Here is a 21,805-nt window from a genome sequence, read left to right as displayed (position 1 = left end):
CGATGGGATTTCGGCGAAAAGTCGGGCGAGCGGGCCTAGAAGCGGGTGGTTTCGACCAATGTGGCACCGGTCGCATCGGCGTTGAGCGCGTAGCGCTCGCGGGTGAGGAACCAGTTGCCGGCCTCGCCGGCAATCGTGAACAGATTGTAGGCAGCCTGTGGCTTGTGTCCGCCCGGCCCCTGCGACGCCGACGAGATGCCGACGACCGGCACCGGGCCATTCGGGCCCTGCAGCGAGTAGACCGTATTGAGGTGAGTGTGGCCGTGGATCACCAGCTCGGCGCCGCCCGACGAGATCGTTGCCGCAAACCGGCGGATGCCGAGCATGCGCTTGTGCAGCGAGGCGGCGCCGCGGATCGGCGGATGGTGGATCATCACCACGCGGAAAAGACCGGCGTCAGCGGCCTGGCGAAGCAGGTTGACGGTGGCGCGCGCCTGCCGCTGGCCGAAATAGCCGCTGGCGGCAAAGGGCGGCGTCGCGACCGCAGTCGAGCAACCGATCAGCGCCACCGGGCCGCGCACCCGCAGATAGGGGAAGCAGCGATGGCCCTCATGCCACTCGGCCGGTGCGCCATCCGCCCGCATAAAGGGATACCAGGCGCGCGTCGTCTTCTCGTAGGCGCCGGGCACATAGGCATCGTGATTGCCCGGGACGATCGAGATGTTGGCCGGGTCGCCAGCATCCTCGAGCCAATCGGTCACCGTTGCGATCTCTCGCGACGAGGCGAGGTTCACCAGATCTCCGGTGATCGCCATATGGTCGGGATCGCGCTTCTCGATATCGGCCATCAGGCAGTCGAGCGTGCCCGTGAACAGGTGCCGGCTGCGGTTCCGGTGCCAGTTGACGAAGCCGGTGATGCGCTTGGAGGCAAGTTCCCTCAAGGAGAGATCGGGCAGGGGGCCGAGATGGATATCGGAGATATGGGCAAGTTTGAACATCGTCCCCGTCTAGCGCATATTCCGGTTGAGGGGAATCATGTCGCCGGATTAATCCGGTCTGACAGTCAATGCGGAAGGATAGGCATCTGAAGCAGGAGCGGCCACCGGAGATGCGACGCTGGTATCTCCGCGTCCTGATGCGCCTGGTGCACGGCTATTACGCGTTGTCGCGCGGCATGACGATCGGCGTGCGTGCCGCCTGCTTCGACGTTGAAGGGCGCGTCTTCCTGGTGCGGCATTCCTACCTGCCCGGCTGGCATTTGCCGGGTGGCGGGCTCGACCGCGACGAGACCGCGCTCGAAGGGTTGCTGCGGGAGTTGCGCGAGGAGGGCAATCTGGAAACGACCGCCCCGCCGACACTGGTACAGGTCTATTACAACAGGCGCACGAGTCGGCGCGATCACGTGGTCTTCTACCGTTGCGACGGCGTGCGCCAGACCTTGCCGAAGGTGCCGGATCTGGAGATCGCCGCGAGCGGTTTCTTCGCGCTTGATGCGCTGCCTGACGATACGACGCCGGCAACGCGCCGCCGGCTTGGCGAGCTTGCGGGCAGCACGGCTTTCGACAGCTACTGGTAGGGCCGGCCGCACGCGTGAACGCGCGGCGGCGGCTTGGGGCTTTTGTTTTTGCGCATGTCGTGATCGCAAAACCGCTACACACTTTTGTGCGACATGCGTTAGGCGGCCTGCCGCCCATGCGGCGCATCCAGATCGAGGATCGGGCCGACGGGTACGACGCCGGTCGGATTGATCATCGTGTGGCTGCGGTAATAGTGTTCCTTGATGTGGTTCATGTTGACCGTCTCGGCCACCCCGGGCACCTGGTAAAGGTCACGCAGATAACCCTGCAGGTTCCTGTAATCGGCGATCCGGCGGATGTTGCACTTGAAGTGACCGACATAAACGGGGTCGAAGCGCACCAGCGTCGTGAACAGCCGCCAGTCGGCCTCGGTGAGCCTGCTGCCGGTCAGGTAGCGTCGGGTGGCAAGCCGCTCCTCCAGTTCGTCGAGCATGTCGAACAATGGGGTGACGCCTTCCTCGTAAGCTTCCTGGCTCGTGGCGAAACCGGCCTTGTAGACGCCGTTGTTGACCGCGCCATAGATGCGGGTGTTCAGCTCGTCGATTTCGCCTCGCAACTCCTCCGGGTAGAAATCGTCGTTCGAACCGGTCAATGCGTCGAAGGCCGAGTTGAACATGCGGATGATTTCAGCGGATTCGTTCGAGACGATCGTGTTCTTCTGCTTGTCCCACAAGACGGGCACGGTCACCCGGCCGGAATAGGTTGGGTCGGCGCGGGCGTAGACCTGCCAGAGGGCGTGGAAGCCGTAGAGGTGGTCGACGGTGCCGCCATCCTTGCCCTTGAACTCCCAGCCCTTCGTCAGCATCAGCGGATCGACGATCGAGACCGAAATCAGGTCTTCGAGCTTCTTCAGCTTGCGGAAGATCAGCGTGCGGTGCGCCCAGGGGCAGGCAAGCGAGACGTAGAGATGATAGCGCCCGGCCTCGGCCTTGAAGCCGCCCTCGCCGGATGGGCCCGCCGACCCGTCGGCGGTGATCCAGTTACGGAACTGCGATTCGCTGCGCTTGAAATGGCCTTTCGTCGCCGCCGTGTCATACCAGACGTCCTGCCAGACGCCGTCTACAAGCCTGCCCATGGGCGATCTCCTTTGTCGTTTCGTCGTTCATAGATAGCGTCTTTGCCGGTCTTCGATAGGTATCGATTTCTGAACAGTGCGTTTTGGGCTTTGACATCGGGCAATTTTCTGGTATCGGCGATTTCAGAAAATTTCTCTGTGTCCGGAACGAACCGTACTCATGACCTTCTCGGGAAACCTGCGACGACGCTGATGCTGCCAACGCCCTCTTCGGGTGAAGCCATCCCCATGTCCGTTCGTATGCCTGGTTCCTGATCCCATGAAAAAGCACGACCTCGTCTACCTGACCGAAGACTCGTCCCATGACGCAGCCATTGAAATCATCAACGAAGAAGCCTTTGGCCCCGGCCGGTTTGCCCGGGCGGCTGCACGCATCCGCGAGCAGGGGCCGCATGATCGGTCGCTGTCCTTCATCTGCGCCGACAATGGCGAGACGATCGCCTCGGTCAGGATGACGCCTGTGATGGCCGGTTCGATCAAGGGCCACCTGCTTGGACCGCTTGCCGTCAGGCCGTCGCACAAGAACATGGGCATCGGCCGGGAACTCGTGCGCATCGCCGTCGAGGCGGCACGGCGGAAGGGGTCGCAGGCCGTCATCCTCGTCGGCGATCCGCCCTATTATCAGCCGCTCGGCTTTGAAAAGGTCCGTTACGCCGCACTGGAATTTCCGGGCCCGGTCGATCCGGCACGGGTGCTGGTGGTGCCGATGGCTGAAGGCGTTCACGCCGGCCTTGCCGGCGTCATCGGCTGGCGGGACGACGCGGCCGCCCATGACGCGGCCGAGTTGGCCGATATCGAACTGGCGCTTGCCGTTTGATGGCCTTCGGGCCTTACTGCGAAACCAGCAGCTTTTTCAGGAAGACGCGGCTGCGGCCCGGTGGAAAGTCGGGCAACTCGCCGAAGGTCTCATAGCCCTGGCGCTTGTAGGCGCGCAGCGCCTGCGGGTTGAACGTGTCGATCCAGGCGCCGTGGCAGCCGCGACGAATGGCCTCTTCCTCGGCCGCCGTCAGCAGCTTGCCCGCAAGGCCCTGTCCGCGCAGGTCTTCCGGTAGCCACAGCCATTGCACGAACAACCAGCCCCAGGCGGTGTAGCCGCTGAGGCCGCCGCGTTTGCCCGCCGCATCGGGTCCACCGACGAGCACTGCCAGCGGCCGCCGCTCGGATGGGCCGACATCGGCGGCGTTGAACGCCGTCAGCCCGTTGCCGATCGCCTCGAGTGCTTCGGCCGGCGGTGCGTCGGTGATCTCGAACATCACTGCTCCTCCTTTGCCAGCCGTTTGGCTATCGGCTCGAATTCCGGTGTCGCCGTGCGCTTGACCGGATCCGGCGTGCCGGCGTCGATCGCGTCCCAGTATTTCCAGTGGACCTTCTTCGATCCCAGTTCGTAGTCCATGCCGTCCCAGCTGTCTTCGCGGAAGCTGTAGAAGGCCCAGTGCAGGCTGTCCTTGTCGAGCGTCGTCAGCACGTCTTCGAGGTAAGCCTTGCAGCCGGTCCAGCGGCGCATGCAGCCGAACTCGCCGGCAACGACGCGATTGAGCGGTATGCCCTTGTCTTTCGCCCATTGCACCGGTTGGTCGAGATAGGATGCGACCCGCGCCTTGTCCCAGTCCTCATCGCCTTCGCCGAAGGGCACCTTGCCGGGATAGGTATAGGGCTTCTCGCGCTTCATGTTGGGTGCGCTCGTCGCGGCGTAGGGCTCATACATGTGGAAGCTGTAGACCACCTTCTGGTCGCTGAGGCCCGACGGCCAATAGGTGAAGCCGTCGGCTGCCGCGTACCATCCGGCGTCGGCCATGATCGGGGTGGCCGGATCGACCTCGCGGATTGCGGCGATGACCGTTTCGTAGAAGGCCACGAGGTCGGATGCGCTGCCTTTCTTGCCGGCATACCAGTCGAGCATCGCCTTCCTGTCGGCATGCTCGGCAAGGCCGTTTTGCTTTTCAGGCGCCGGTTCGTTGATGATGTTGTAGGCGGCAACGCCAGGATGATCCCTAAGTTCGCGCGCGAGATCGCGCCAGAAGCTTGCGGCCTCAGCCCACCAGGCCTTGTCTTGCCAGATGCGCCCATCGAACTTGTTGCCGTTGTTCTGCGACCAGCGCATGCCGGGCAGCGACAGGGGAGTGATGACGACCTTCAACCCGGCCTTGTCGGCCCGGTCGAGCGTTTCCTTCAGCATCTTAAGGTCGGCCGCAGGAATGCCCTCGTATTTGTCGGCATCGCCGATCAGATAATCGCGCTTGGCCGGCTTCCACTTGTCGTAGGAGAGCCGGACCCAAGTGGCGCCGTAACCGGACAGCGCCTTGAAATAGGCCTCGTCCGGCGGCAGCCGGTTGAAGCTGTTGCCGCCGTGCTGCGGCTTGTCCCAGATGCCGATGAGATCGGCCGCATGAGCGGGCCCGGTGACGACAGAACCGGCTACGGTGAGAGCGAGGAGGGAGGAGACGATCAAACGCATGTACAGGGCTCCTAAAAACTATCCCTGCGATTTCGACAGTCATTGTGGCCTAAATCAGGAACGGCGCATGCTGAAGACGTCGAGCCGGCTTTCACCCACATCGTTTTCGTCGAGCTGCCAGCCGCCGCGTTGATAGAATGCTCGCTTCTCCGGCAAGGAGCAGAGATGCACGCTCTCGACGCCGGTGGCCAAAGCCGCGTCCGCGGCATGGCGAACGATGCTCGCGCCGATGCCGAGTCCACGAAAGGTCGGCTCTACCCAGACCGCCGCGACCCAGGGACGAAGTGCCGGCCGCTCGTCGAGATCGGATTCGATTACCGATGCGGTGCCGATGAAGGTCGCGCCGCGATGGGCGACGATGGCAAACGGGATGTGGTGGTCGCCAAGGCTTCCGGCAACCAGTTCGGCGATATGGCCAAGCGGAAAGCCACGCGGCTCCCACCAGGCCCGCCAGACACGGTCGGCGATATCATCGGCGAAATAGGGCACATCGCGCAGGTTGCTGATGGCGACGCTCGGATCGGTCATCGACCCTCGCGGTACCAGGTCGCCGATATCAGGAAGAGCAGGACGGCAAGGCCGAAGAGACCGGTAAACAGCGACAGCGAGTTGATGCCCCTGAGCACGGTTTCATCCGTCATGCGCAGCGACAGCCGCTGGTCGTCGGCGACACGGACGGCGCCGCGCACCGGCAGGATCGATGGCAGGTCGATGGCGCCATCGGCACTTGCCAGCCGGCGCACAAGCCCCTTGGTCTTGTCAGCCCAGGGGCGCAGCTTGTCCTCGGTCGAGATCGCCGCCCTGAACTCCGGTGCGTCGACATTGCCGACATGCACAAGCGTCGTCAGTTCGTCGTTGGCGACTTCGAACAGGCCGGTTTCCGTGGTCTTGATTTCGGCGCTGTAAAGACCCGGCTCGCGCTGGGCGAGCGTCAGCTCCTCGGTCTTGCCGGAGGGGTAGGTGAGGGTCGCATGGCCGGGGTCACCTTCGATGGTCTGACGGGTGATCTCCAGCGTGCGGCCGGCGGCACGCGCGGTCAGCGCTTCTTCTTCCAGCGCCGGCTCCTGCATCAGCCAATGGGCGGTGCGGCGATAGAGCGAGACGTGCGGACCGCCGCCCTCGAAACCGCGCGCCCAGAGCCAGCCCTGGTCGGACAGCAGCATGGCGACACGGCCCTTGCCGACGCGGTTCAGCACCAGCAGCGGCTTGCCGTCAGCCGCTTCCATCACGGTCTGACCGAGCGGCCTGTCGACGTCGACGGTGCGGAACCAGCGGCCCCACTGCGGCGGTTCGCTTGCCGCACCTTCGAGGCCACGGGTGACCGGATGCTTCTTTCCCTCGTCCGACAGGCGGGGGTAAAAGCCTTTTTCATTCATCACGCCGGTCGGGTTTGCCGGCAGCACGGCCGACAGGGGCGTTGCGGCAATGGAATCGTTGCCGGCATGTTCGGGACCGGCGGCGATCAGCAGCGCACCGCCGTTCTGAACATATTGCGCGATGTTGTCGTAGTAGAGGATCGGCAGGACGCCGCGGTGCTGGTAGCGATCGAAGATGATCAGGTCGAACTCGCTGATCTTGTCCACGAACAGTTCGCGCGTCGGAAAGGCGATCAGTGACAACTCGTTGATCGGGGTCCCGTCCTGCTTTTCCGGCGGGCGCAGAATGGTGAAGTGCACGAGATCGACGGCGGCATCAGATTTCAGCAGATTGCGCCAGGCGCGCTCGCCCGCATGCGGCTCGCCGGAGACGAGCAGCACGCGCAGGTTCTCGCGGATGCCGTCGAGCACATGGACGGCACGATTGTTGGTCTCGGTGACTTCACCGGGGACGCCGTTGACCGCGAATTCGAGAATGTTGTTGCCGCCGCGCGGCACGGTGAAGCTGAAGGGCACGTCAGTGCCGGGCTCGACCACTTCGGTTGCGATCTCGTTGCCGTTGAGGCGGATGGTCACCTGCGCGGTTCCGCCCGGTGCCGCACCGTCATCAACGACGCGGAAGGACAGCTTCTGCTGTTCGCCGACGATGCCGAAACGCGGCGCGCTGACGATCTCGATGCGGCGGTCGAACTCATCCGGCTTGCCGCTGATCAGCCCATGGATCGGCGCGTCGAAGCCGAGCTTCTGGTTGATATCGGGGACGTCGTGGATCTGGCCGTCGGTGATGAAGATCGCACCGCCGACCCGTGCCGGCGGCACATCGGCAAGCACGGAGGTCAAGGCGGAGAAGAGCCGCGTCGATGGCGCTTCGCTCTCTTCGCTGTCGGCAGCCTCGACGATGCGGGTCTCGATCTGCGGGAAGCGCGACAGCCGGTCCTTGAGATCGGCAAGCGCCTTGTCGGTCTGCTCGCGCCGGCCGGCATAGTCCTGGCTCTGGCTGCGGTCGACGACAACAGCGACGATGGTCGACAGCGGCTCGCGCTCCTCCTGGAAGAGGATCGGATTGGCCAGTGCCAGGCAGAAGGCGGCAAGGGCTGCGGCACGCACCCAGGCTCCGCGCACGCCGCGCCAGATGCCAAGCGCAGCCAGAATTGCGGCTGCAACGGCAAGCACCGCCAGATAGGGCCAGGGGATGAAAGGCGAGAAGTCGGCGGTCATCGATCGGCCCTCATTGTCCGAGCCGTTCGAGCAGGGCCGGCACGTGCACCTGGTCGGCCTTGTAGTTGCCGGTCAGCATATACATCATGATGTTGACGCCGGAACGGAAGGCGTATTCGCGCTGCATTTCGTCCGGCGGCACCGTCGGCAGCAGCGCGACGCCATTGGCGTCCACCGCCCAGGCGCCGGCAAAGTCGTTGCCGGTGATCATGATCGGCGTCACGCCGTCGCCCGAGCGCGCTGGGCGGTTGCTTGGCTCTTCGCGATTGTCGAGCTGCGCCTCGATCCAGAGCGGGCTGCCGGTATAACGGCCTGGGAAGTTCGCCAGCAGGTAAAAGGCCTTGGTCAGCACGTGGTCGGTAGGAACCGGCTCCAACGGCGGGATGTCGAGGTTGGCAAGGATCGCCTGCAGCCTCTCGGTGTTGGGGCTGGTGCCACCGGATGACGCGCCGAGCGAGGAGAACTGGTCGCGCGTGTCGAACAGCACCGTGCCGCCGGCGCGCATATAGGCGTCGATGCGGCTGACGGCCTGTGGGCTCGGCATCGGCGCCGAGGCGGAGACCGGCCAGTAGATGATCGGGTAGAACGAGAGCTCGTCCTTGGTGATATCGAGGCCGACGGGCGTGCCGGGCTCCAGCGTGGTGCGATAGGTGAGGAAGTCGGTGAGCCCCGTCAGCCCGCGCTCGGACAGGCGGTCGACTTCACTCTCACCGGTCACCACATAGGCCAGATGCGTGGTGTCGAGGCGCTCGAGAATGGCGGCGTCTTCCGGTCGGCTGTCATCGGCCAGACTATCCGGCGGCGAAACGAGAAAGGCGCTTGCCGCCAGCAACAGGACCGCGGTCATGGCCTTTGCTGCGCGCAGCCGCGAGAAGGCCCCGCCCATGAACAACACGATCAGCGCGTCGACGAGCAGCAGCAGCAGGGCCAGTGTGAACAACGCCGGCTTCAGCGACCAGCTCTCGGACCCGGCCAGTTGCTGGGCGGTGTGAGCGCCGGCGGCCGTCATGTCGATCGGCTGCAGCTCGGCATTGCGTGGCAGCAGGTTGAGCGCGGTGAAACCGTCTTCGGAGCCATAGAGACCCGGAGGGTTTTCCGGTGTGGCGACCGGCACCTTGCCGGGGATGACGTCGAGCGGCCGGGCGTTGCCGGTCTCGGCCACGAGCACGCCGTCGGCATTGAGCAGCCGATAGGGCGCGAGCGTCTGCTGTTGCGCCTTGCCCTCGTTGGCAACGCCGCCGCCGCGCGAAAGCTGGACGCTGCGGCGAAGCATTTCGACGAAATCGCCCGAGATCGGCAGGTTCGACCAGGTGGCCTCGGCGCTGACATGGAAAAGGATGATGCGACCGGCGCCGTGAGCTGAGGTCGTTACCAGCGGCGTGCCGTCGGCAAGGCTTGCCCAGGTGCGCTCGGCAAGATCGGAGGTCGGCTCGGCCAGCACCTGCCGCTTGACGAGAATGTCTGTCGGGCGTGCCATGCCGGCAAACGGGCTGTTTCCGGGGTAGTCGGCAAGCGGCTGCGGTTCGGACCAGGACAGCGCGCCGCCAAGCGCGCGTTCACCCTGGCGCAGCGTCACCGGCACGAGCGGATCGTCTGCGGGGGCAGCGGCAAGCCGCGGGCCGGCAAAGCGGATGAGCATGCCGCCATTATCGATCCACTTCGACAGCTTCGGATAAATCTCCTCCGGCAGCCGGCCGATATCGGCCATGATCAGTACGGACGGCTTCTGCTCCAACAGTTCCGGAATGGCGACGGCGAGATCCGTCTCGTGCGGTTCGACGAGATCCGCATAGGGGGTGAGCGCACGGTTGATGTAGTAGAGCGGCGATAGCAGCGGCTGCGACAGGTCGCGGGCCTCGCCGCTCAGCAGGGCGACGCGGCGACGGCGGAAGCCATCGTCGAGCAGATGCACGCTGCCGGCGGTCGCTGCATTCTCGATGCCGATGCGGGCAAAGTCGTTGCGCAGTTCGAAGGGCGCTTCGATGCTGCCCTTGGCAACGCCTTCGCCCGAGGCGAAGGCGATCTGTCCATCGGCGATCGCGCGCCCACGCGTATCGTAGGCGACGATCGGCAGGGTCAGCGCGCCGTCCTTGCGCAGGCGCGTTGCCGTCACCGACATGCCGGTCGAGCCGTTGCTGGTATCGGTCAGCGCTACGGTGCGGCTACCATCGGCCTCGACGACCCGCAGTTCGGCAGCTCCCACGTCAGCAAGCGCTGCCATCGTCTTCTGATCCGCAGCCTCGATGCCGTCGCTGACGAAGGCGAGCGTGCCGGGATTCGTGCCCTCAAATGCGGTTTTCAGCGCGGCTATCGCCTGGGCTCGGTCGACGGCAAGGGGAATGGGGGCGGCAGCGGCAAGCCTGTTGCGCGCGGTTGCTGCCGAGCCTGGCGTGGCGTCGTGCTGGCGATCACCGGTGAAGGCGATGGAGACTGCAAGGTCGCGCGCTTCCGCGTCGTCAATCAGCGTGCTCACGGCATCGACGCGCTGTTCCCAGTCGGTGGCGGTTGCCCAGCTGTTGTCGACGACGATCGCCAGCGGGCCGCCGGTAGCAAGTGTGTTCTGACGCGGGTTCACGACGGGATCGGCGATCGCGAGGATGACGGCGGCCGCCATCAGCATGCGCAGCAGGGTCAGCCACCACGGGCTTTTCGATGGGGTTTCCTCGCGCTTCAACACGGAGGCGAGAATGCGCAACGGCGGGAACACTTCGGCCGCCGGTTTCGGCGGCGTCATGCGCAACAGCCACCAGATCACCGGCAAAGCGATCAGGGCTGCCAAGAGTGCCGGATTGGCGAAGAGGAAGGGAAGGCCGGTCATAGCTGGCCTCCATGCGTAGCGCGTCCGGGCATGCCGGACAGATACATGTGGACGGCAACCAGCGCCTCGGAGGCGGGCCGATCGGTCCTGTGCGGCGTGAAGGTCCAGCCGAGATGGCGCAGCGTGACGCCGAGGCTTTCGCGGCGGGCGAGGTAGGCGCGCTGATAGTCCTCGCGCAGGACCTCGGCGCGGCCGGCCGTCAGTTTCTGGCCGGTTTCCGGGTCGCTGAATTCAGTCCGCCCGGCATAGGGGAAGACTTCCTCCGCCGGATCGGCAACCTCGACGACATGACCGCGCAGGCCGCGGCGGGCGAGCGGGCCCAGCCGCTCCATGATCCTGTCGGTCGGATCGAGAAAATCGCCGATCAAGACGAGATCGCTGGCGCTGCGGATCATCCCCGTCTCGGGCAGCCCTTCGGAGAGCGGGCTCAGCATGATCGCGGTTGCCAGCCGTTCGGCGGCGTTGCGGGCGGAGATCGGCTCCATCACGCCGGGGCATCCGATGCGTTCGCCGGAGCGGGCGAGGATTTCGGCGAGCGCCAGCATCAAGACCAGGGCCCGGCTTTCCTTTGACACCGAACCGAGCGTTGACTTGTACATCATCGACGGAGACAGGTCGGCCCAGAGCCAGATGGTGTGGGCCGCTTCCCATTCGCGGTCGCGCACATAGGTATGGTCGTCGCGGGCCGAACGGCGCCAGTCGATGCGCGACAGGCTTTCGCCGTCGCTATAGGGGCGAAACTGCCAGAAATTCTCGCCGATCCCGCGCTTGCGCCGCCCATGCCAGCCGGAGATCACCGTATTGGCGATGCGGCGGGCCTCGACCAGGCAGTCAGGAACGAGCATCGCGCGCTGCTGCGCACGGGAAAGAACCTCACCAGCGGGGGTACGCGCAACTATGTGCCCGATGGAGGCCATTCTTTATCCCTTGGCTTGCTTCACCAGCTCGGCGACGACATCGCGCACGGTCATGCCTTCGGCACGGGCAGCGAAGGTCAGCGCCATGCGGTGCTGGAGAACGGGCTCGGCGAGCGCCAGAATATCGTCGATCGACGGCGCCAGGCGACCGTCGTAGAGCGCACGGGCGCGGGCGCAGAGCATCAGCGCCTGTCCGGCGCGCGGACCCGGGCCCCAGGCGACGTTCTTGTCGGTGGCGGCATTGCCGTTGCCGGGGCGGGCGGAGCGCACGAGATCAAGGATGGCATCGACCACCTTCTCGCCGACCGGCATCTGCCGGATCAGGCTCTGGATCTGCTGCAGGCGGGCGGCGTCGATCACCGGCCGGGCCGAGGCCTCCGTGACGCCGGTGGTCTCAAGCAGGATCTGTCGTTCGGCGGCAAGCTCGGGATAACCGACGTCGACCTGCATCAGGAAGCGGTCGAGCTGGGCTTCCGGCAGGGGGTAGGTGCCTTCCTGCTCCAGCGGGTTCTGGGTGGCCAGCACGTGGAACGGCTGCGGCAGGTCCTTGCGGGCTCCGGCAACGGTGATGTGATACTCCTGCATCGCCTGCAGCAGCGCCGACTGCGTGCGCGGCGAGGCACGGTTGATTTCGTCGGCCATCAGCAGCTGCGTGAAGATCGGACCGGGGATGAAGCGGAAGGAGCGGTGGCCGGCGGCATCCTGGTCCATCACTTCCGAGCCGAGAATGTCCGATGGCATCAGGTCGGGCGTGAACTGCACGCGGCTGGAATCAAGGCCGAGAACGGTGCCGAGCGTCGCGACCAGCTTGGTTTTCGCAAGGCCGGGAACGCCGACGAGAAGGGCGTGGCCGCCGGACAAAACGGCAAGCAGCGTCTGCTCGACCACGTTCTCCTGACCGAAGATGACCTTGCCGACTTCGGCCCGCACGAGCGCGATCTCCGCGAGCGCGTTTTCCGCCGCGGCAACGATCGCCCTTTCGTCGGTCGCTTCCGTGGCGCCCTTCATCACACTCATGGTCGTACTCCCCGGTCGCCCGTTGTTGAACCGAATCGCCCTGCGGGGGATTTTCAGTTGCCTTATTCCAATTTAGACCCTGGCTGACGGCTGACAAGTCGCCGCAGACGCACTATCTCGTGACAGCATACACGCCGCATCTCGCGACGGCATACACGCCTCCGGTGCAAAATCGGGGCCAATCGGGACGGAACGATGGCAGAAGCCGAAATTCAGCGAACCGGGGACGCGGCCGGACTGGCGGCCCTGATCGCGCGTGCGGCCGGCCAGACGGGCGACCGCAAGCGTGGCCTGCCGCCGGTGGAGCGCTGGAATCCGCCGTTCTGCGGCGATATCGACATGGAAATCCGCGCCGACGGCACCTGGTTCTATCTGGGCACGCCGATCGGCCGGCAGCCACTGGTGCGGCTGTTCTCCACAGTTTTGCGCAAGGACGAGGATGGCGTCACCTATCTGGTGACGCCTGTGGAAAAGGTGGCGATCCGCATCGTCGACGCGCCCTTCGTTGCCGTCGAAATGAGCGTGACGCAGGCGGACGGCGTGCAGGTGCTGACCTTTCGCACCAATGTCGGTGACGTTGTCGAGGCCGGGCCGGAGCATGCCCTGCGTTTTGTCATTCATGGCGAGAACCGCGAACTGAAGCCGTACCTGCACGTGCGCGGCCGGCTCGAGGCGCTGGTTTCCCGGCCCGTCATGTACGATCTCGTCGAACTCGGCGAGACCGTGGTGGTCGACGGCGTCGAGATGTTCTGCGTGCGCTCGGGTGGGTCCATCTTCCCGATCATGAAGGCTGCCGAACTGGAAGCGCTGTCGCGATGAACCGGCATCCCTATTCTGCCGACGAATTTCGCCGCCGGGCCCTGACCCAGATGGGCGGGCCAGTGGAAAGCGCGTGGCGGGAACACGGAGATTTCCTGCTCAATCCCAGTATCGTGCCGCATCTTGAAACCCTGCATCTGAAGGATGCGGCCGTGCTGGTGCCGGTGGTCGACGACGGCGAGGATGCGCATGTCATCTTCACCCAGCGGACCGCAAGCCTGCGCAAGCATTCCGGCCAGGTGGCGTTTCCCGGCGGCGCGGTCGACCCGGAGGACCGCTCGATCGAGTCCGCCGCCCTTCGCGAGGCGCAGGAGGAGATCGGTCTTGACCCGCGGTTCGTCGAGACGATCGGACGACTGCCGCACTATATGGCGTTGTCCGGTTTCAAAATCACGCCGGTTCTGGCGGTGGTGCAGCCCGGCTTCGAGCTGGTGCCCAACCCCGACGAGGTCGAAAGCGTCTTCGAAGTGCCGCTGTCCTTCCTCATGAACCCCGGAAACCATGGGCGTGGAAGCGGCCACTGGCAGGGTGAAGACCGGCATTTCTATCGCATGCCCTATGGCGACAGGAATATCTGGGGTATCACCGCCGGCATCGTCCGAATGCTTTATGAAAGGCTTTATGCATGACCTCGGTTGCCGGTGAGAGCTGGTTTTCGGCTCCATCCCTTCGTCGCGTCTTCGATCTCCTGAATGTCGAGGGCGGGGAGGTGCGCGTCGTCGGCGGCGCCGTGCGCAACAGCCTGATGGGGGTGCCGGCCGGCGATGTCGACATGGCCACCACCTGGCATCCAGACGAGGTCGTTGCCCGCGCCAAGGCAGCCGACATCAAGGTGGTACCGACAGGCATCGACCACGGCACGGTGACGCTCGTCATCGACGGTACGCCCTATGAGGTGACGACACTGCGCCGTGATGTCGCGACCGATGGGCGCCGCGCTGAAGTTGCGTTCGGAACCGACTGGAAGGTGGATGCCGAGCGCCGCGACTTCACCATCAACGCGCTCTACGCGGACCATGAGGGCGAGGTCGTGGACGACGTCGGCGGCCTTGCCGATATTAAGACCCGCACTTTGCGCTTCATCGGCAATGCTGCCGAGCGGGTGGCCGAGGATTATCTTCGCATCCTGCGCTTCTTCCGCTTCTTCGCCCATTACGGCAACGGTCGCCCCGATGCCGATGGCCTGAGGGCCTGCGCCCAGGCGCGTTCCAAGCTGTCGACACTTTCGGCAGAGCGGGTTTGGGCCGAGACGAAGAAGCTGCTTTCAGCCGAGGACCCCGGCCGGGCGCTGCTCTGGATGCGCCAGGCGGGCGTGTTGACCGAAATCCTGCCCGAGACCGAGAAATGGGGCATCGACGCCATTCCGGAACTGGTTGCTGCCGAGAAGGCCTTTTCTTGGGCACCGGATCCACTGCTGCGCCTTGCGGCAATCGTGCCGCCGGATGAAGAGCGGCTCGAAGCCATGGCCGCGCGGCTGCGCCTGTCGAAGGCCGAGGCCGGCTATTTCGCGCGCTGGGCCAACGCGCCAGCGCTACCGGCAAAGACCGTGGATGCGGCACTCGATCGGTTGCTCTATCGCCACGGTGCCGAGGGGATTTCCGTCCGGCTTCGCCTCGCGCTCGCCTCGGCCAGACGCAAGTCCGAAAACGATCCGGCCTTGCTTGCCGAGACGGCGGCGTTCCAGCGCCTCTTGACGCGCACCGAGGCATGGAAGCGCCCGAGCTTCCCGCTGACGGGCGCCGATGTTCTGAAGGCCGGCATCCCTGCCGGGCCTCGCGTCGGCCAGATCCTCGGTGAGCTGGAGACCCTGTGGGTAGACCGCAATTTCAGTGTCGACCGGGCAAACCTTGTCGCCCGCCTCGAGGCGATGGTGCCGCGCGCGTAAAGCGCGTGGCGCGCGACCATGTCAGAAGTAGATGACCGATCTTTCCTGGCACCAACTGCCGGTATTGAGCAAGCTGTGGGCTCGTAGAGCGAGGGAGCCGAGAGGCTGTTACTTGGTCGGCCTCACCAGCGAGACGACCCGTGGCTTCGATGGGGCGTCCAGCCATTCGATCCATTTGTCCCTTTCCTCGAGCGTGTCGAAGAACCGCCAGAGCTTGTACTCTTCGTCGGTGGTCTGCAGCATCTCCCCGATGGATACGAGCTCCAGAGGCAGCATTACCTCGTTGCCGTCGAAGCGAATGAAGTAAATCCCTTCGGCAGCGAGGCGAATAACTTGACCCGTGCCGTAACTTCCATCGGGATCGTCGACCGTGAAGTACATGCCGGTCAAAGTGTCAAAAACTTTGTCGTTCATAGGTTCCGAATGCCAGTTAAAAAGAATGAGGGCATGAGACGTTGGCGCAGCTCACCGGTAAACGCAAGAGATCGCCATACAGGTAAGGACAACAGGCCACGTGCTATAGAGCGTGAGCACCGCGCGGGTCAAATCTTCCTTCGCGTCATTGCCATAGCATAGGGATCGGCGAATGCGGTGCCGTGTGCCTCAGATCCACACCTGGATGACGGTCTCGGTCAACTCGGTCTGAAAATCCAGATCGGGCGGTTTGACGGACTTGGTCCCTCGCACCGGTTCGATGCGACGCACCATCATTCGGTGTCAGGGCAAACGGCACGCGTCGCGGGCGTTGTCATTGCAAGACCCGCGCGCGTTCGGAGTAGATGTAGTTTCGTCAGGCCGCCTTGGTTTCTTCGACGATGCGGGCCTTGATGTTGTCGATCATGTTTTCCCGGATCATAGTTTCACCGTGGGCCTGGCGCATGTGTTCCACCACGCGGCGGACGATTTCGGCGTCGTTATCGGCGCGGGTGTGCCATTCGCACCCCGGGACAAGAGAACCGCATTCAAACAGGCGCATGATGTTCCTCCTTCCGATGTGGGCTCAACGTGAGGCATGCGGCGCGCGTATCTCCTCCGCGTGCCATGGGCCTCAGCGTAGCATCAACCCCCGGCACGACCAAATTGTTCCAGCCATCCGTGCGGCAGAAACCGTTATAGACATGCGGGTCGATGGTGTTATGGGTTTGCGGTAACAAGAGACACAAAGGCCTTCTTTGCCCATGACCACTACCGTTCAATCGGAACTGATCGCCGCCATCCGCAACATTCCGGACTATCCGAAGCCGGGCGTCATGTTCCGCGATATCACCACCCTGCTCGGCAATCCCAGGGCGTTCCGCCGTGCGATCGACGAACTGGTGCACCCCTATGCCGGTACCAAGATCGACAAGATCGCCGGCATCGAGGCGCGCGGCTTCATTCTTGGCGGCGCGATCGCCCACCAGCTTTCCTCCGGCTTCGTGCCGATCCGCAAGAAGGGCAAGCTGCCGCACGACACGGTGCGCATCGCCTATAGCCTCGAATACGGCGTCGACGAGATGGAGATGCACAAGGACGCGATCAGCCCGGGGGAGAAGGTCATTCTGGTCGACGACCTGATCGCGACCGGCGGCACAGCGGAAGCGGCCGTCAAGCTGTTGAAGCAGATGGGCGCCGATATCGTCGCGGCCTGTTTCGTCATCGACCTGCCGGAACTCGGTGGCCGCAAGAGACTCGAGGCGCTCGGCGTCAATGTCCGCACGCTGATCGAATTCGAAGGTCACTGACACCGCTCAGGCGCGGTTGATCGTCGGCAGCATCAGTTGCACCTCGCGCTGCGTTGCCGGCGTCAGTGTTTCCACCTCTTTCCGCCAGAAGGCGTCGGCTTCCGGCGGTTCGTCTTCCCAGCTTCTGATCGAGGTTTCGTTATCGTCGATGGCCACGCGCCGGTGGCCGCCGAGGCGAAGATATTCCTCCGCCAGTTCGCGAACATGGGTCTTTTCCATCGATAGCCCTCCGTTCCTTTCTGTCGAAGTTCCCACGCGTGCTGGCCTTTCGGCCACTGGCGCGGAACTCTGAAGGTCCGAACGGATTTTACGCCCAAATCGTTCCTGATTTAAGGAATAACGGGGACGCGCGTCGTTTGGACGGGCGACGGTCGCTCAACAGAGCGTTTCCGGGCTAACCGGAGTTACGGAAACGCTCTATCTCTTTATTTCCAAGCATTTCTTGACTGAAAGCCTCTTGGCGTTTTTCCTGGAGATGCCCTGGCTAAACGAACTCGATGACCTTGCTTTCGAAACGGATGACCGCCTCGCCGTGCTGGTTTTCGCCTTCGCAGAGGATCGTGTTGATCCGCCAGCCCGGCCGCGAAGCGAGCGTGCGGCTTTCGAGGAACGTGACGGCATAGGTCACGGTATCGCCGGCATAGACCGGCTTCAGCCATTTCAGATCCCGGAAGCCGGGCGAGGGGCCGAGCCGCGGCGCGTGCAGGCCTTCGGCCGCAAGCCGCCGCTGTTCGTCCTTCCAGAACCGGACGAAACACTGCATCCATCCGGCCGCGGTGTGCCAGCCGGAGGCGCACAGACCGCCAAACAGCGAATGCCGAGCCTCTTCCGCGTCGAGGTGGAACGGTTGCGGATCGAAGTCACGGGCGAAGCGGACGATATCCTCGGCGGTAAAGGCCAGGGTGCCGATGACGGTCCTGCGACCGGTGGCGTAAAACTCCTCCATCGTCATCATGAATTCTGACCTTTGTCGCGGCAGCGGAAGAGCACGGAACATTCCGAAACCGCCACCGGTTCGCCGGTCTGGTTGACGATTTCGTTGCGGAACTTGACGATGCCGAGGCTCGGCTTGGACTTCGAGCGGCGCGCTTCGAGCACCTGGCTGAAGCCGGTCAGCACGTCGCCTGCTATCACCGGCTTCTTCCAGTCCATGAAATCGATGCCGGGAGAGCCTTGAGACGAAGACTGGCCCATGAAAGCGTCGAGCATCATGCGCATGCCGACGGCGCTGGTGTGCCAGCCGGAGGCCGAGAGCCCGCCAAGGATGCTGCGCTTGCCGGCTTCCTCGTCGAGATGCATCGGCTGCGGGTCGAATTCACGGGCAAAGGCGATCATGTCCGCAGGCTTCATTTCGACCGGCTTGTAGTCGAAGCGTCGCCCTTCGGAAAAATCCTCGAAATACAGCATGCTGAGTTGTCCCGTCTGATTTGCTGACGCTTTACGTACTGCATAATTTCTCAAACCGGAATCGATTTAAGCGGGAAATTAAGCAGTGGCTTTCAAACGTTAGAGCGTGCCTCATTCGTCATCTCTGACCTGTGGCGCTCTCGTGTCGGTTGATCGTAGAATTTCCAGGTTGCGCATGCCGATTGTTCATGCAACCACCATGATTCATGGGTGTATCGACCGGCTTTTGATTGAGGAATGCTCGTGACCGAACTGAACAGGGCGCTCGCAGGCGCTGCCGAAAAAGGGATCATCTCTGCCCATCAGGTGAGCGATCTCGAAGCCTATCTCGCTGACCGTGGCATCAGCTTCGGGCCGGTGGCACCGGATGCTGCCGCCGACCGGGACGATGCGGCGTTCGATGCCCGCGCCGCCGAAGACAGCGAACAGCCGCGGTTCGTCAGGGGATTTCACGATATCCTGATCACGATCGGCGTCGTTGTCGTGCTGATCGGCCTCTGGGGCTTGGGCGGCCCATTCGTAACGCTGCCGGTCATTCTTGGGCTCGCGGAAATCCTGGTGCGGCGCCAGCGGCTGGCGCTGCCGTCGGTGGCGCTGACGGTTGCTCTCGTGCATTGGGTCGGGACGACGTCAATGTTGTTCGTGAGCGAGCATGATGATGCCTGGAAGCCGATGGTCTTTGCACTCGCCTATCTATCAGCGTTCCCGATCCCGCTTGGTCTGTTTTACTGGCGCTATCGCGTTCCGCTGGCGCTGGCCGGTCTGATGGTGTCGGTCGCACTCATCTGCGTGGTCGCGATCCTTCTTGCCTTCGAGAGGAGCTTGGGGATCGACCTCGCCAACGACGACCATTTCATGCTTCTCGCGCTCACCGTTCTTGTCGGAGCCCTGGGTCTCTTTGCGACCGCCATGCGCTACGACGTTTCCGATCCACAGCGTGTGACGGCGCGCTCCGATACGGCGTTCTGGCTGCATCTGGCCGCCGCGCCCGCATTGCTCTACTCGCTGATCGGTCTGGTCTTCGTGTCGAACGGCCGCGGCACGTGGTGGGACGGGCAGGCCGGGCTTGGCCAGGCGATTGCCGCCATTCTGATCGTTGCCCTGTTCATGCTGGTCGGATTGGTCATCGACCGCCGCGCCTTCGTCACTTCAGGGCTGTTGTCGCTCGGAGGCGCGATCTGGACGATGCTCAACCAGACCGGCGCGTCGCTTGACAACTACGTCTTCGTTGCCTTCGCGGCGGTCGGCGTCACCGTGCTTTTCATCGGCATTTTCTGGCAGAAGCTGCGGCGCATTGTCATGAACCTGTTGCCGGAAATGATTACGGCGCGGTTGCATGCCGCGCCGTAATATCGGGTAACGCGCGTTGCGATCTTTCAGATCGCTTTCTGCGCTTTAAGCTCTTGTTCTTTGCGCATGTCGTTATCGCAAAACCGCAGCACACTTTTGCGCGACATGCTTCAATGGCTGCGCGCGTGAAGCGCGCCTCATCTCATTGTCTTACGTGTTGAAGCGGAAGTGGATGACGTCGCCGTCCTGGACGACATATTCCTTGCCTTCGTCGCGGGCCTTGCCGGCTTCCTTGGCGCCGACTTCGCCGCCGAGCGCAATGTAATCGTCGAAGGCGATGGTGTTGGCACGGATGAAGCCGCGCTCGAAGTCGGTGTGGATGACGCCGGCGGCCTGCGGTGCCTTGGTGCCGCGCGGGATCGTCCAGGCGCGCGTTTCCTTCGGACCGACCGTGAAATAGGTGATGAGATCGAGCAGCTTGTAGCCGGCGCGGATCAGGCGGTCGAGACCAGCCTCCTCGAGACCGAGCGCGCTCAGGAACTCCTTGGCTTCCTCTTCCGGCAGCTGCGCCACTTCGGATTCGATCGCCGCCGAAATCACGACGCTTTCAGCGCCTTGGGTCTTTGCCATTTCGGCAACCGCGCGGGTGTGCTCGTTGCCGTCGACGGCATCGCTTTCCGCGACGTTGCAGACGTAAAGCACGGGATGGGCGGTCAGGAGATTGAGGCCCTGCAGAATGCGCAGTTCTTCGGCATCAAGCTTGGCAAGCAGCGTGCGCACCGGCTTGCCGTCCTGCAGCAGCTTCAGCGACGCGTCCATGATCGGCAGCTGTGCCACCGAATCCTTGTCCTTGCCGCCGGCGCGCTTGCGGGTCTGCTCGGTGCGGCGCTCCAGGCTGTCGAGGTCGGCGAGCATCAGCTCGGTCTCGATCGTCTCGGCATCGGCGACCGGGTTGATGCGGCCTTCGACGTGGGTGATGTCGTCATCTTCGAAGCAGCGCAGCACGTGCACCACCGCATCCACTTCGCGGATGTTGGCGAGGAACTGGTTGCCGAGGCCTTCACCCTTCGACGCGCCGCGCACCAGGCCGGCGATGTCGACGAAGGAGATGCGCGTCGGGATGATTTCCTTCGACTTGGCAATGTCGGCCAGCTTGCGCATGCGCGGATCGGGAACCGCGACTTCGCCGGTGTTCGGCTCGATCGTGCAGAACGGATAGTTGGCAGCCTGAGCCGCCGCCGTCTTGGTGAGTGCGTTGAAGAGGGTGGACTTGCCGACGTTCGGCAGCCCGACAATACCGCATTTAAAGCCCATGGCTAAAACCTGTCGTTCTCGAATTCGTTGGGCGTGGCTATGGGATAAAGGAGCCGAACGGTCAAGCCTTCGCGCGTTTCGGCGCGGTGAAGGAGCGGGCTTTTGCTTGATTGGCGGTGTCTGGCGTACGATATTGAGTGGCAGCGTCCTGGGGCCGGATGGCCAACCGCGACCGCCTTCCTGTCATCAACGGGTGGATTTCCGATGAGTGACGACGATCTTGCCGCAAAACCGAAGCTGAAGCCGAAACCGAAGCTGGAGCGGCCGAAGCTCTACAAGGTCATTCTCGTCAATGACGACTACACGCCGCGCGACTTCGTCGTCATGGTACTGAAGGCCGTGTTCCATATGAGCGAGGAGGCGGGCTACCGGGTGATGATGACGGCGCACAAAATGGGGGTTTCCGTCGTTGTCGTCTGCGTGCGCGATATCGCCGAGACCAAGGCAAAGGAGGCGACCGACCTCGCCAAGGATGCCGGCTTCCCGCTGATGTTCATGACCGAGCCGGAGGAGTGACGGTCAGGGGCGGCGGATCTGATAGCCGGTCTTGTCCTGCCGGAAGCCACAATTTTCGTAGAAACGCAGCGTCGCGGGATCCTTCGACCCCGTCAGCAGCATGACTTTGTAGCAGCCGGCGGCCCACGCATCGCCGATGGCATGCAGGATCAAAGCGCGGGCAAAGCCGCGCTTGCGAAAGGCGGCCGAAGTGACGACGTTTTCGATGAGAGCGTAGGGTGCGCCGCCCCGCGTCAGGTTCGGCACGACGACCGACGTGACCGATGCGGCGGCGACATCGCCGGCAAACCCGATGAAGACCGTCATGCCGGGTTGTGCAAGGATTGCCTGAAAGCGATCGGTGGCGAGGGTTGTGTCGAGCGAAGGGTCGTCCGGGTTCAGTTCGCCATAAAGCGCAAGAAGTCCCGGCAGATCGTCTGCCGATGCCGCACGGATCGCGAAGGGCAGGGGCGACACC

General features: G+C 63.8%; 24 protein-coding genes. 8 read left to right on the top strand and 16 right to left on the bottom strand.

All coding sequences use genetic code 11. From position 1 onward, the window contains the following. Nucleotides 1-35: 35 nt before the first annotated feature. Entirely contained in the window at nucleotides 36-938 is a 903-nt protein-coding gene (locus ASD03_RS07100) for a metallophosphoesterase (protein WP_057212582.1), read from the bottom strand. A 110-nt stretch (nucleotides 939-1,048) separates the two neighbouring features. Here ASD03_RS07100 and ASD03_RS07095 point away from each other — a divergent pair, with 110 nt between their 5' ends. Further along, the gene (locus ASD03_RS07095) at nucleotides 1,049-1,516 is read left to right on the top strand and encodes an NUDIX domain-containing protein (RefSeq protein ID WP_107027893.1); all 468 of its coding nucleotides are present in this window, start codon (nucleotides 1,049-1,051) and stop codon (nucleotides 1,514-1,516) included. A gap of 98 nt (nucleotides 1,517-1,614) precedes the next feature. Here ASD03_RS07095 and ASD03_RS07090 read toward each other — a convergent pair whose 3' ends face one another. Further along, a complete protein-coding gene (locus ASD03_RS07090) occupies nucleotides 1,615-2,592 on the bottom strand; it encodes a glutathione S-transferase family protein (RefSeq protein ID WP_057212580.1) in 978 nt (325 codons plus the stop codon). 259 nt (nucleotides 2,593-2,851) lie between these two features. On the opposite strand from ASD03_RS07090, the gene ASD03_RS07085 reads away from it, so the two are divergent. After that, nucleotides 2,852-3,409 carry an N-acetyltransferase gene (locus ASD03_RS07085; protein WP_057212578.1) on the top strand — a complete coding sequence of 186 codons (558 nt, stop codon included), beginning with the start codon at nucleotides 2,852-2,854 and terminating at the stop codon, nucleotides 3,407-3,409. 13 nt (nucleotides 3,410-3,422) lie between these two features. On the opposite strand, the gene ASD03_RS07080 is transcribed toward ASD03_RS07085, so the two are convergent. From ASD03_RS07080 to ASD03_RS07050, 7 genes are read right to left on the bottom strand one after another with little or no spacing between them, the layout of a single operon-like run. Next, on the bottom strand, nucleotides 3,423-3,845 hold the full coding sequence (locus ASD03_RS07080) for a GNAT family N-acetyltransferase (RefSeq protein WP_025427955.1): 423 nt from the start codon (nucleotides 3,843-3,845) through the stop codon (nucleotides 3,423-3,425). Beyond that, the gene (locus ASD03_RS07075; RefSeq protein WP_082557273.1) at nucleotides 3,845-5,047 is read right to left on the bottom strand and encodes a cellulase family glycosylhydrolase; all 1,203 of its coding nucleotides are present in this window, start codon (nucleotides 5,045-5,047) and stop codon (nucleotides 3,845-3,847) included. The genes ASD03_RS07080 and ASD03_RS07075 overlap by 1 nt, the downstream gene beginning before the upstream one ends. Before the next feature lie 54 nt (nucleotides 5,048-5,101). Beyond that, nucleotides 5,102-5,575 carry a GNAT family N-acetyltransferase gene (locus ASD03_RS07070; RefSeq protein WP_038576313.1) on the bottom strand — a complete coding sequence of 158 codons (474 nt, stop codon included), beginning with the start codon at nucleotides 5,573-5,575 and terminating at the stop codon, nucleotides 5,102-5,104. Further along, the gene (locus ASD03_RS07065) at nucleotides 5,572-7,641 is read right to left on the bottom strand and encodes a membrane protein (protein WP_025427952.1); all 2,070 of its coding nucleotides are present in this window, start codon (nucleotides 7,639-7,641) and stop codon (nucleotides 5,572-5,574) included. The genes ASD03_RS07070 and ASD03_RS07065 overlap by 4 nt, the downstream gene beginning before the upstream one ends. A gap of 10 nt (nucleotides 7,642-7,651) precedes the next feature. After that, nucleotides 7,652-10,459, bottom strand: coding sequence for a DUF4159 domain-containing protein (locus tag ASD03_RS07060; protein ID WP_025427951.1), 2,808 nt, complete (start codon nucleotides 10,457-10,459; stop codon nucleotides 7,652-7,654). After that, nucleotides 10,456-11,376, bottom strand: a complete 921-nt coding sequence (locus ASD03_RS07055; RefSeq protein WP_025427950.1) for a DUF58 domain-containing protein — start codon at nucleotides 11,374-11,376, stop codon at nucleotides 10,456-10,458. The genes ASD03_RS07060 and ASD03_RS07055 overlap by 4 nt, the downstream gene beginning before the upstream one ends. A 3-nt stretch (nucleotides 11,377-11,379) precedes the next feature. Beyond that, a complete protein-coding gene (locus ASD03_RS07050; RefSeq protein ID WP_025427949.1) occupies nucleotides 11,380-12,393 on the bottom strand; it encodes a MoxR family ATPase in 1,014 nt (337 codons plus the stop codon). Nucleotides 12,394-12,588: 195 nt separating this feature from the next. On the opposite strand from ASD03_RS07050, the gene ASD03_RS07045 reads away from it, so the two are divergent. The 3 genes from ASD03_RS07045 to ASD03_RS07035 are packed head-to-tail and all read left to right on the top strand — an operon-like array spanning nucleotide 12,589 to nucleotide 15,097. Continuing rightward, a complete protein-coding gene (locus tag ASD03_RS07045; protein WP_025427948.1) occupies nucleotides 12,589-13,212 on the top strand; it encodes a DUF1285 domain-containing protein in 624 nt (207 codons plus the stop codon). After that, entirely contained in the window at nucleotides 13,209-13,841 is a 633-nt protein-coding gene (locus ASD03_RS07040) for a CoA pyrophosphatase (RefSeq protein ID WP_025427947.1), read from the top strand. The genes ASD03_RS07045 and ASD03_RS07040 overlap by 4 nt, the downstream gene beginning before the upstream one ends. Next, nucleotides 13,838-15,097 carry a CCA tRNA nucleotidyltransferase gene (locus ASD03_RS07035; protein WP_057212576.1) on the top strand — a complete coding sequence of 420 codons (1,260 nt, stop codon included), beginning with the start codon at nucleotides 13,838-13,840 and terminating at the stop codon, nucleotides 15,095-15,097. Before ASD03_RS07040 ends, ASD03_RS07035 begins: the two co-directional genes overlap by 4 nt. Before the next feature lie 108 nt (nucleotides 15,098-15,205). Here ASD03_RS07035 and ASD03_RS07030 read toward each other — a convergent pair whose 3' ends face one another. Together ASD03_RS07030 and ASD03_RS07025 are read right to left on the bottom strand one after the other, a co-directional pair. Next, nucleotides 15,206-15,511, bottom strand: coding sequence for a hypothetical protein (locus ASD03_RS07030; protein ID WP_025427945.1), 306 nt, complete (start codon nucleotides 15,509-15,511; stop codon nucleotides 15,206-15,208). Between the two features lie 376 nt (nucleotides 15,512-15,887). Further along, nucleotides 15,888-16,073, bottom strand: a complete 186-nt coding sequence (locus tag ASD03_RS07025; protein WP_025427944.1) for a DUF1059 domain-containing protein — start codon at nucleotides 16,071-16,073, stop codon at nucleotides 15,888-15,890. A 202-nt stretch (nucleotides 16,074-16,275) separates the two neighbouring features. On the opposite strand from ASD03_RS07025, the gene ASD03_RS07020 reads away from it, so the two are divergent. Then, a complete protein-coding gene (locus ASD03_RS07020; RefSeq protein ID WP_025427943.1) occupies nucleotides 16,276-16,821 on the top strand; it encodes an adenine phosphoribosyltransferase in 546 nt (181 codons plus the stop codon). A 6-nt stretch (nucleotides 16,822-16,827) separates the two neighbouring features. Here the strand turns inward: ASD03_RS07020 and ASD03_RS07015 are convergent, their stop codons facing one another. The 3 genes from ASD03_RS07015 to ASD03_RS07005 form a co-directional block, all read right to left on the bottom strand. Further along, entirely contained in the window at nucleotides 16,828-17,040 is a 213-nt protein-coding gene (locus ASD03_RS07015; RefSeq protein WP_025427942.1) for a hypothetical protein, read from the bottom strand. A gap of 265 nt (nucleotides 17,041-17,305) precedes the next feature. Next, the gene (locus tag ASD03_RS07010; RefSeq protein ID WP_025427941.1) at nucleotides 17,306-17,776 is read right to left on the bottom strand and encodes a MaoC family dehydratase; all 471 of its coding nucleotides are present in this window, start codon (nucleotides 17,774-17,776) and stop codon (nucleotides 17,306-17,308) included. Beyond that, nucleotides 17,773-18,228 (bottom strand): MaoC family dehydratase, encoded by a 456-nt coding sequence (locus tag ASD03_RS07005; protein WP_057212573.1) that lies wholly within the window; start codon nucleotides 18,226-18,228, stop codon nucleotides 17,773-17,775. The genes ASD03_RS07010 and ASD03_RS07005 overlap by 4 nt, the downstream gene beginning before the upstream one ends. 243 nt (nucleotides 18,229-18,471) lie before the next feature. Here ASD03_RS07005 and ASD03_RS07000 point away from each other — a divergent pair, with 243 nt between their 5' ends. After that, entirely contained in the window at nucleotides 18,472-19,578 is a 1,107-nt protein-coding gene (locus ASD03_RS07000; RefSeq protein WP_063997064.1) for a hypothetical protein, read from the top strand. A gap of 150 nt (nucleotides 19,579-19,728) precedes the next feature. Here the strand turns inward: ASD03_RS07000 and ychF are convergent, their stop codons facing one another. Further along, the gene (gene ychF / locus ASD03_RS06995; RefSeq protein ID WP_057208775.1) at nucleotides 19,729-20,832 is read right to left on the bottom strand and encodes a redox-regulated ATPase YchF; all 1,104 of its coding nucleotides are present in this window, start codon (nucleotides 20,830-20,832) and stop codon (nucleotides 19,729-19,731) included. A gap of 204 nt (nucleotides 20,833-21,036) precedes the next feature. Between ychF and clpS the strand changes: the two genes are divergently transcribed. After that, nucleotides 21,037-21,348: an ATP-dependent Clp protease adapter ClpS gene (gene clpS, locus ASD03_RS06990; RefSeq protein WP_025427937.1), complete on the top strand. Its 312-nt coding sequence runs from the start codon at nucleotides 21,037-21,039 to the stop codon at nucleotides 21,346-21,348. A gap of 3 nt (nucleotides 21,349-21,351) precedes the next feature. Here clpS and ASD03_RS06985 read toward each other — a convergent pair whose 3' ends face one another. Then, the gene (locus tag ASD03_RS06985) at nucleotides 21,352-21,804 is read right to left on the bottom strand and encodes a GNAT family N-acetyltransferase (RefSeq protein ID WP_057208773.1); all 453 of its coding nucleotides are present in this window, start codon (nucleotides 21,802-21,804) and stop codon (nucleotides 21,352-21,354) included. Nucleotide 21,805: the final 1 nt, after the last annotated feature.

The organism is Ensifer sp. Root127 (genome assembly GCF_001425225.1).
Classification (GTDB): domain Bacteria; phylum Pseudomonadota; class Alphaproteobacteria; order Rhizobiales; family Rhizobiaceae; genus Ensifer; species Ensifer canadensis.
The sequence above is the reverse complement of the archived record's forward strand: the minus strand, read 5'-3'. Positions and strand labels throughout refer to the sequence as shown.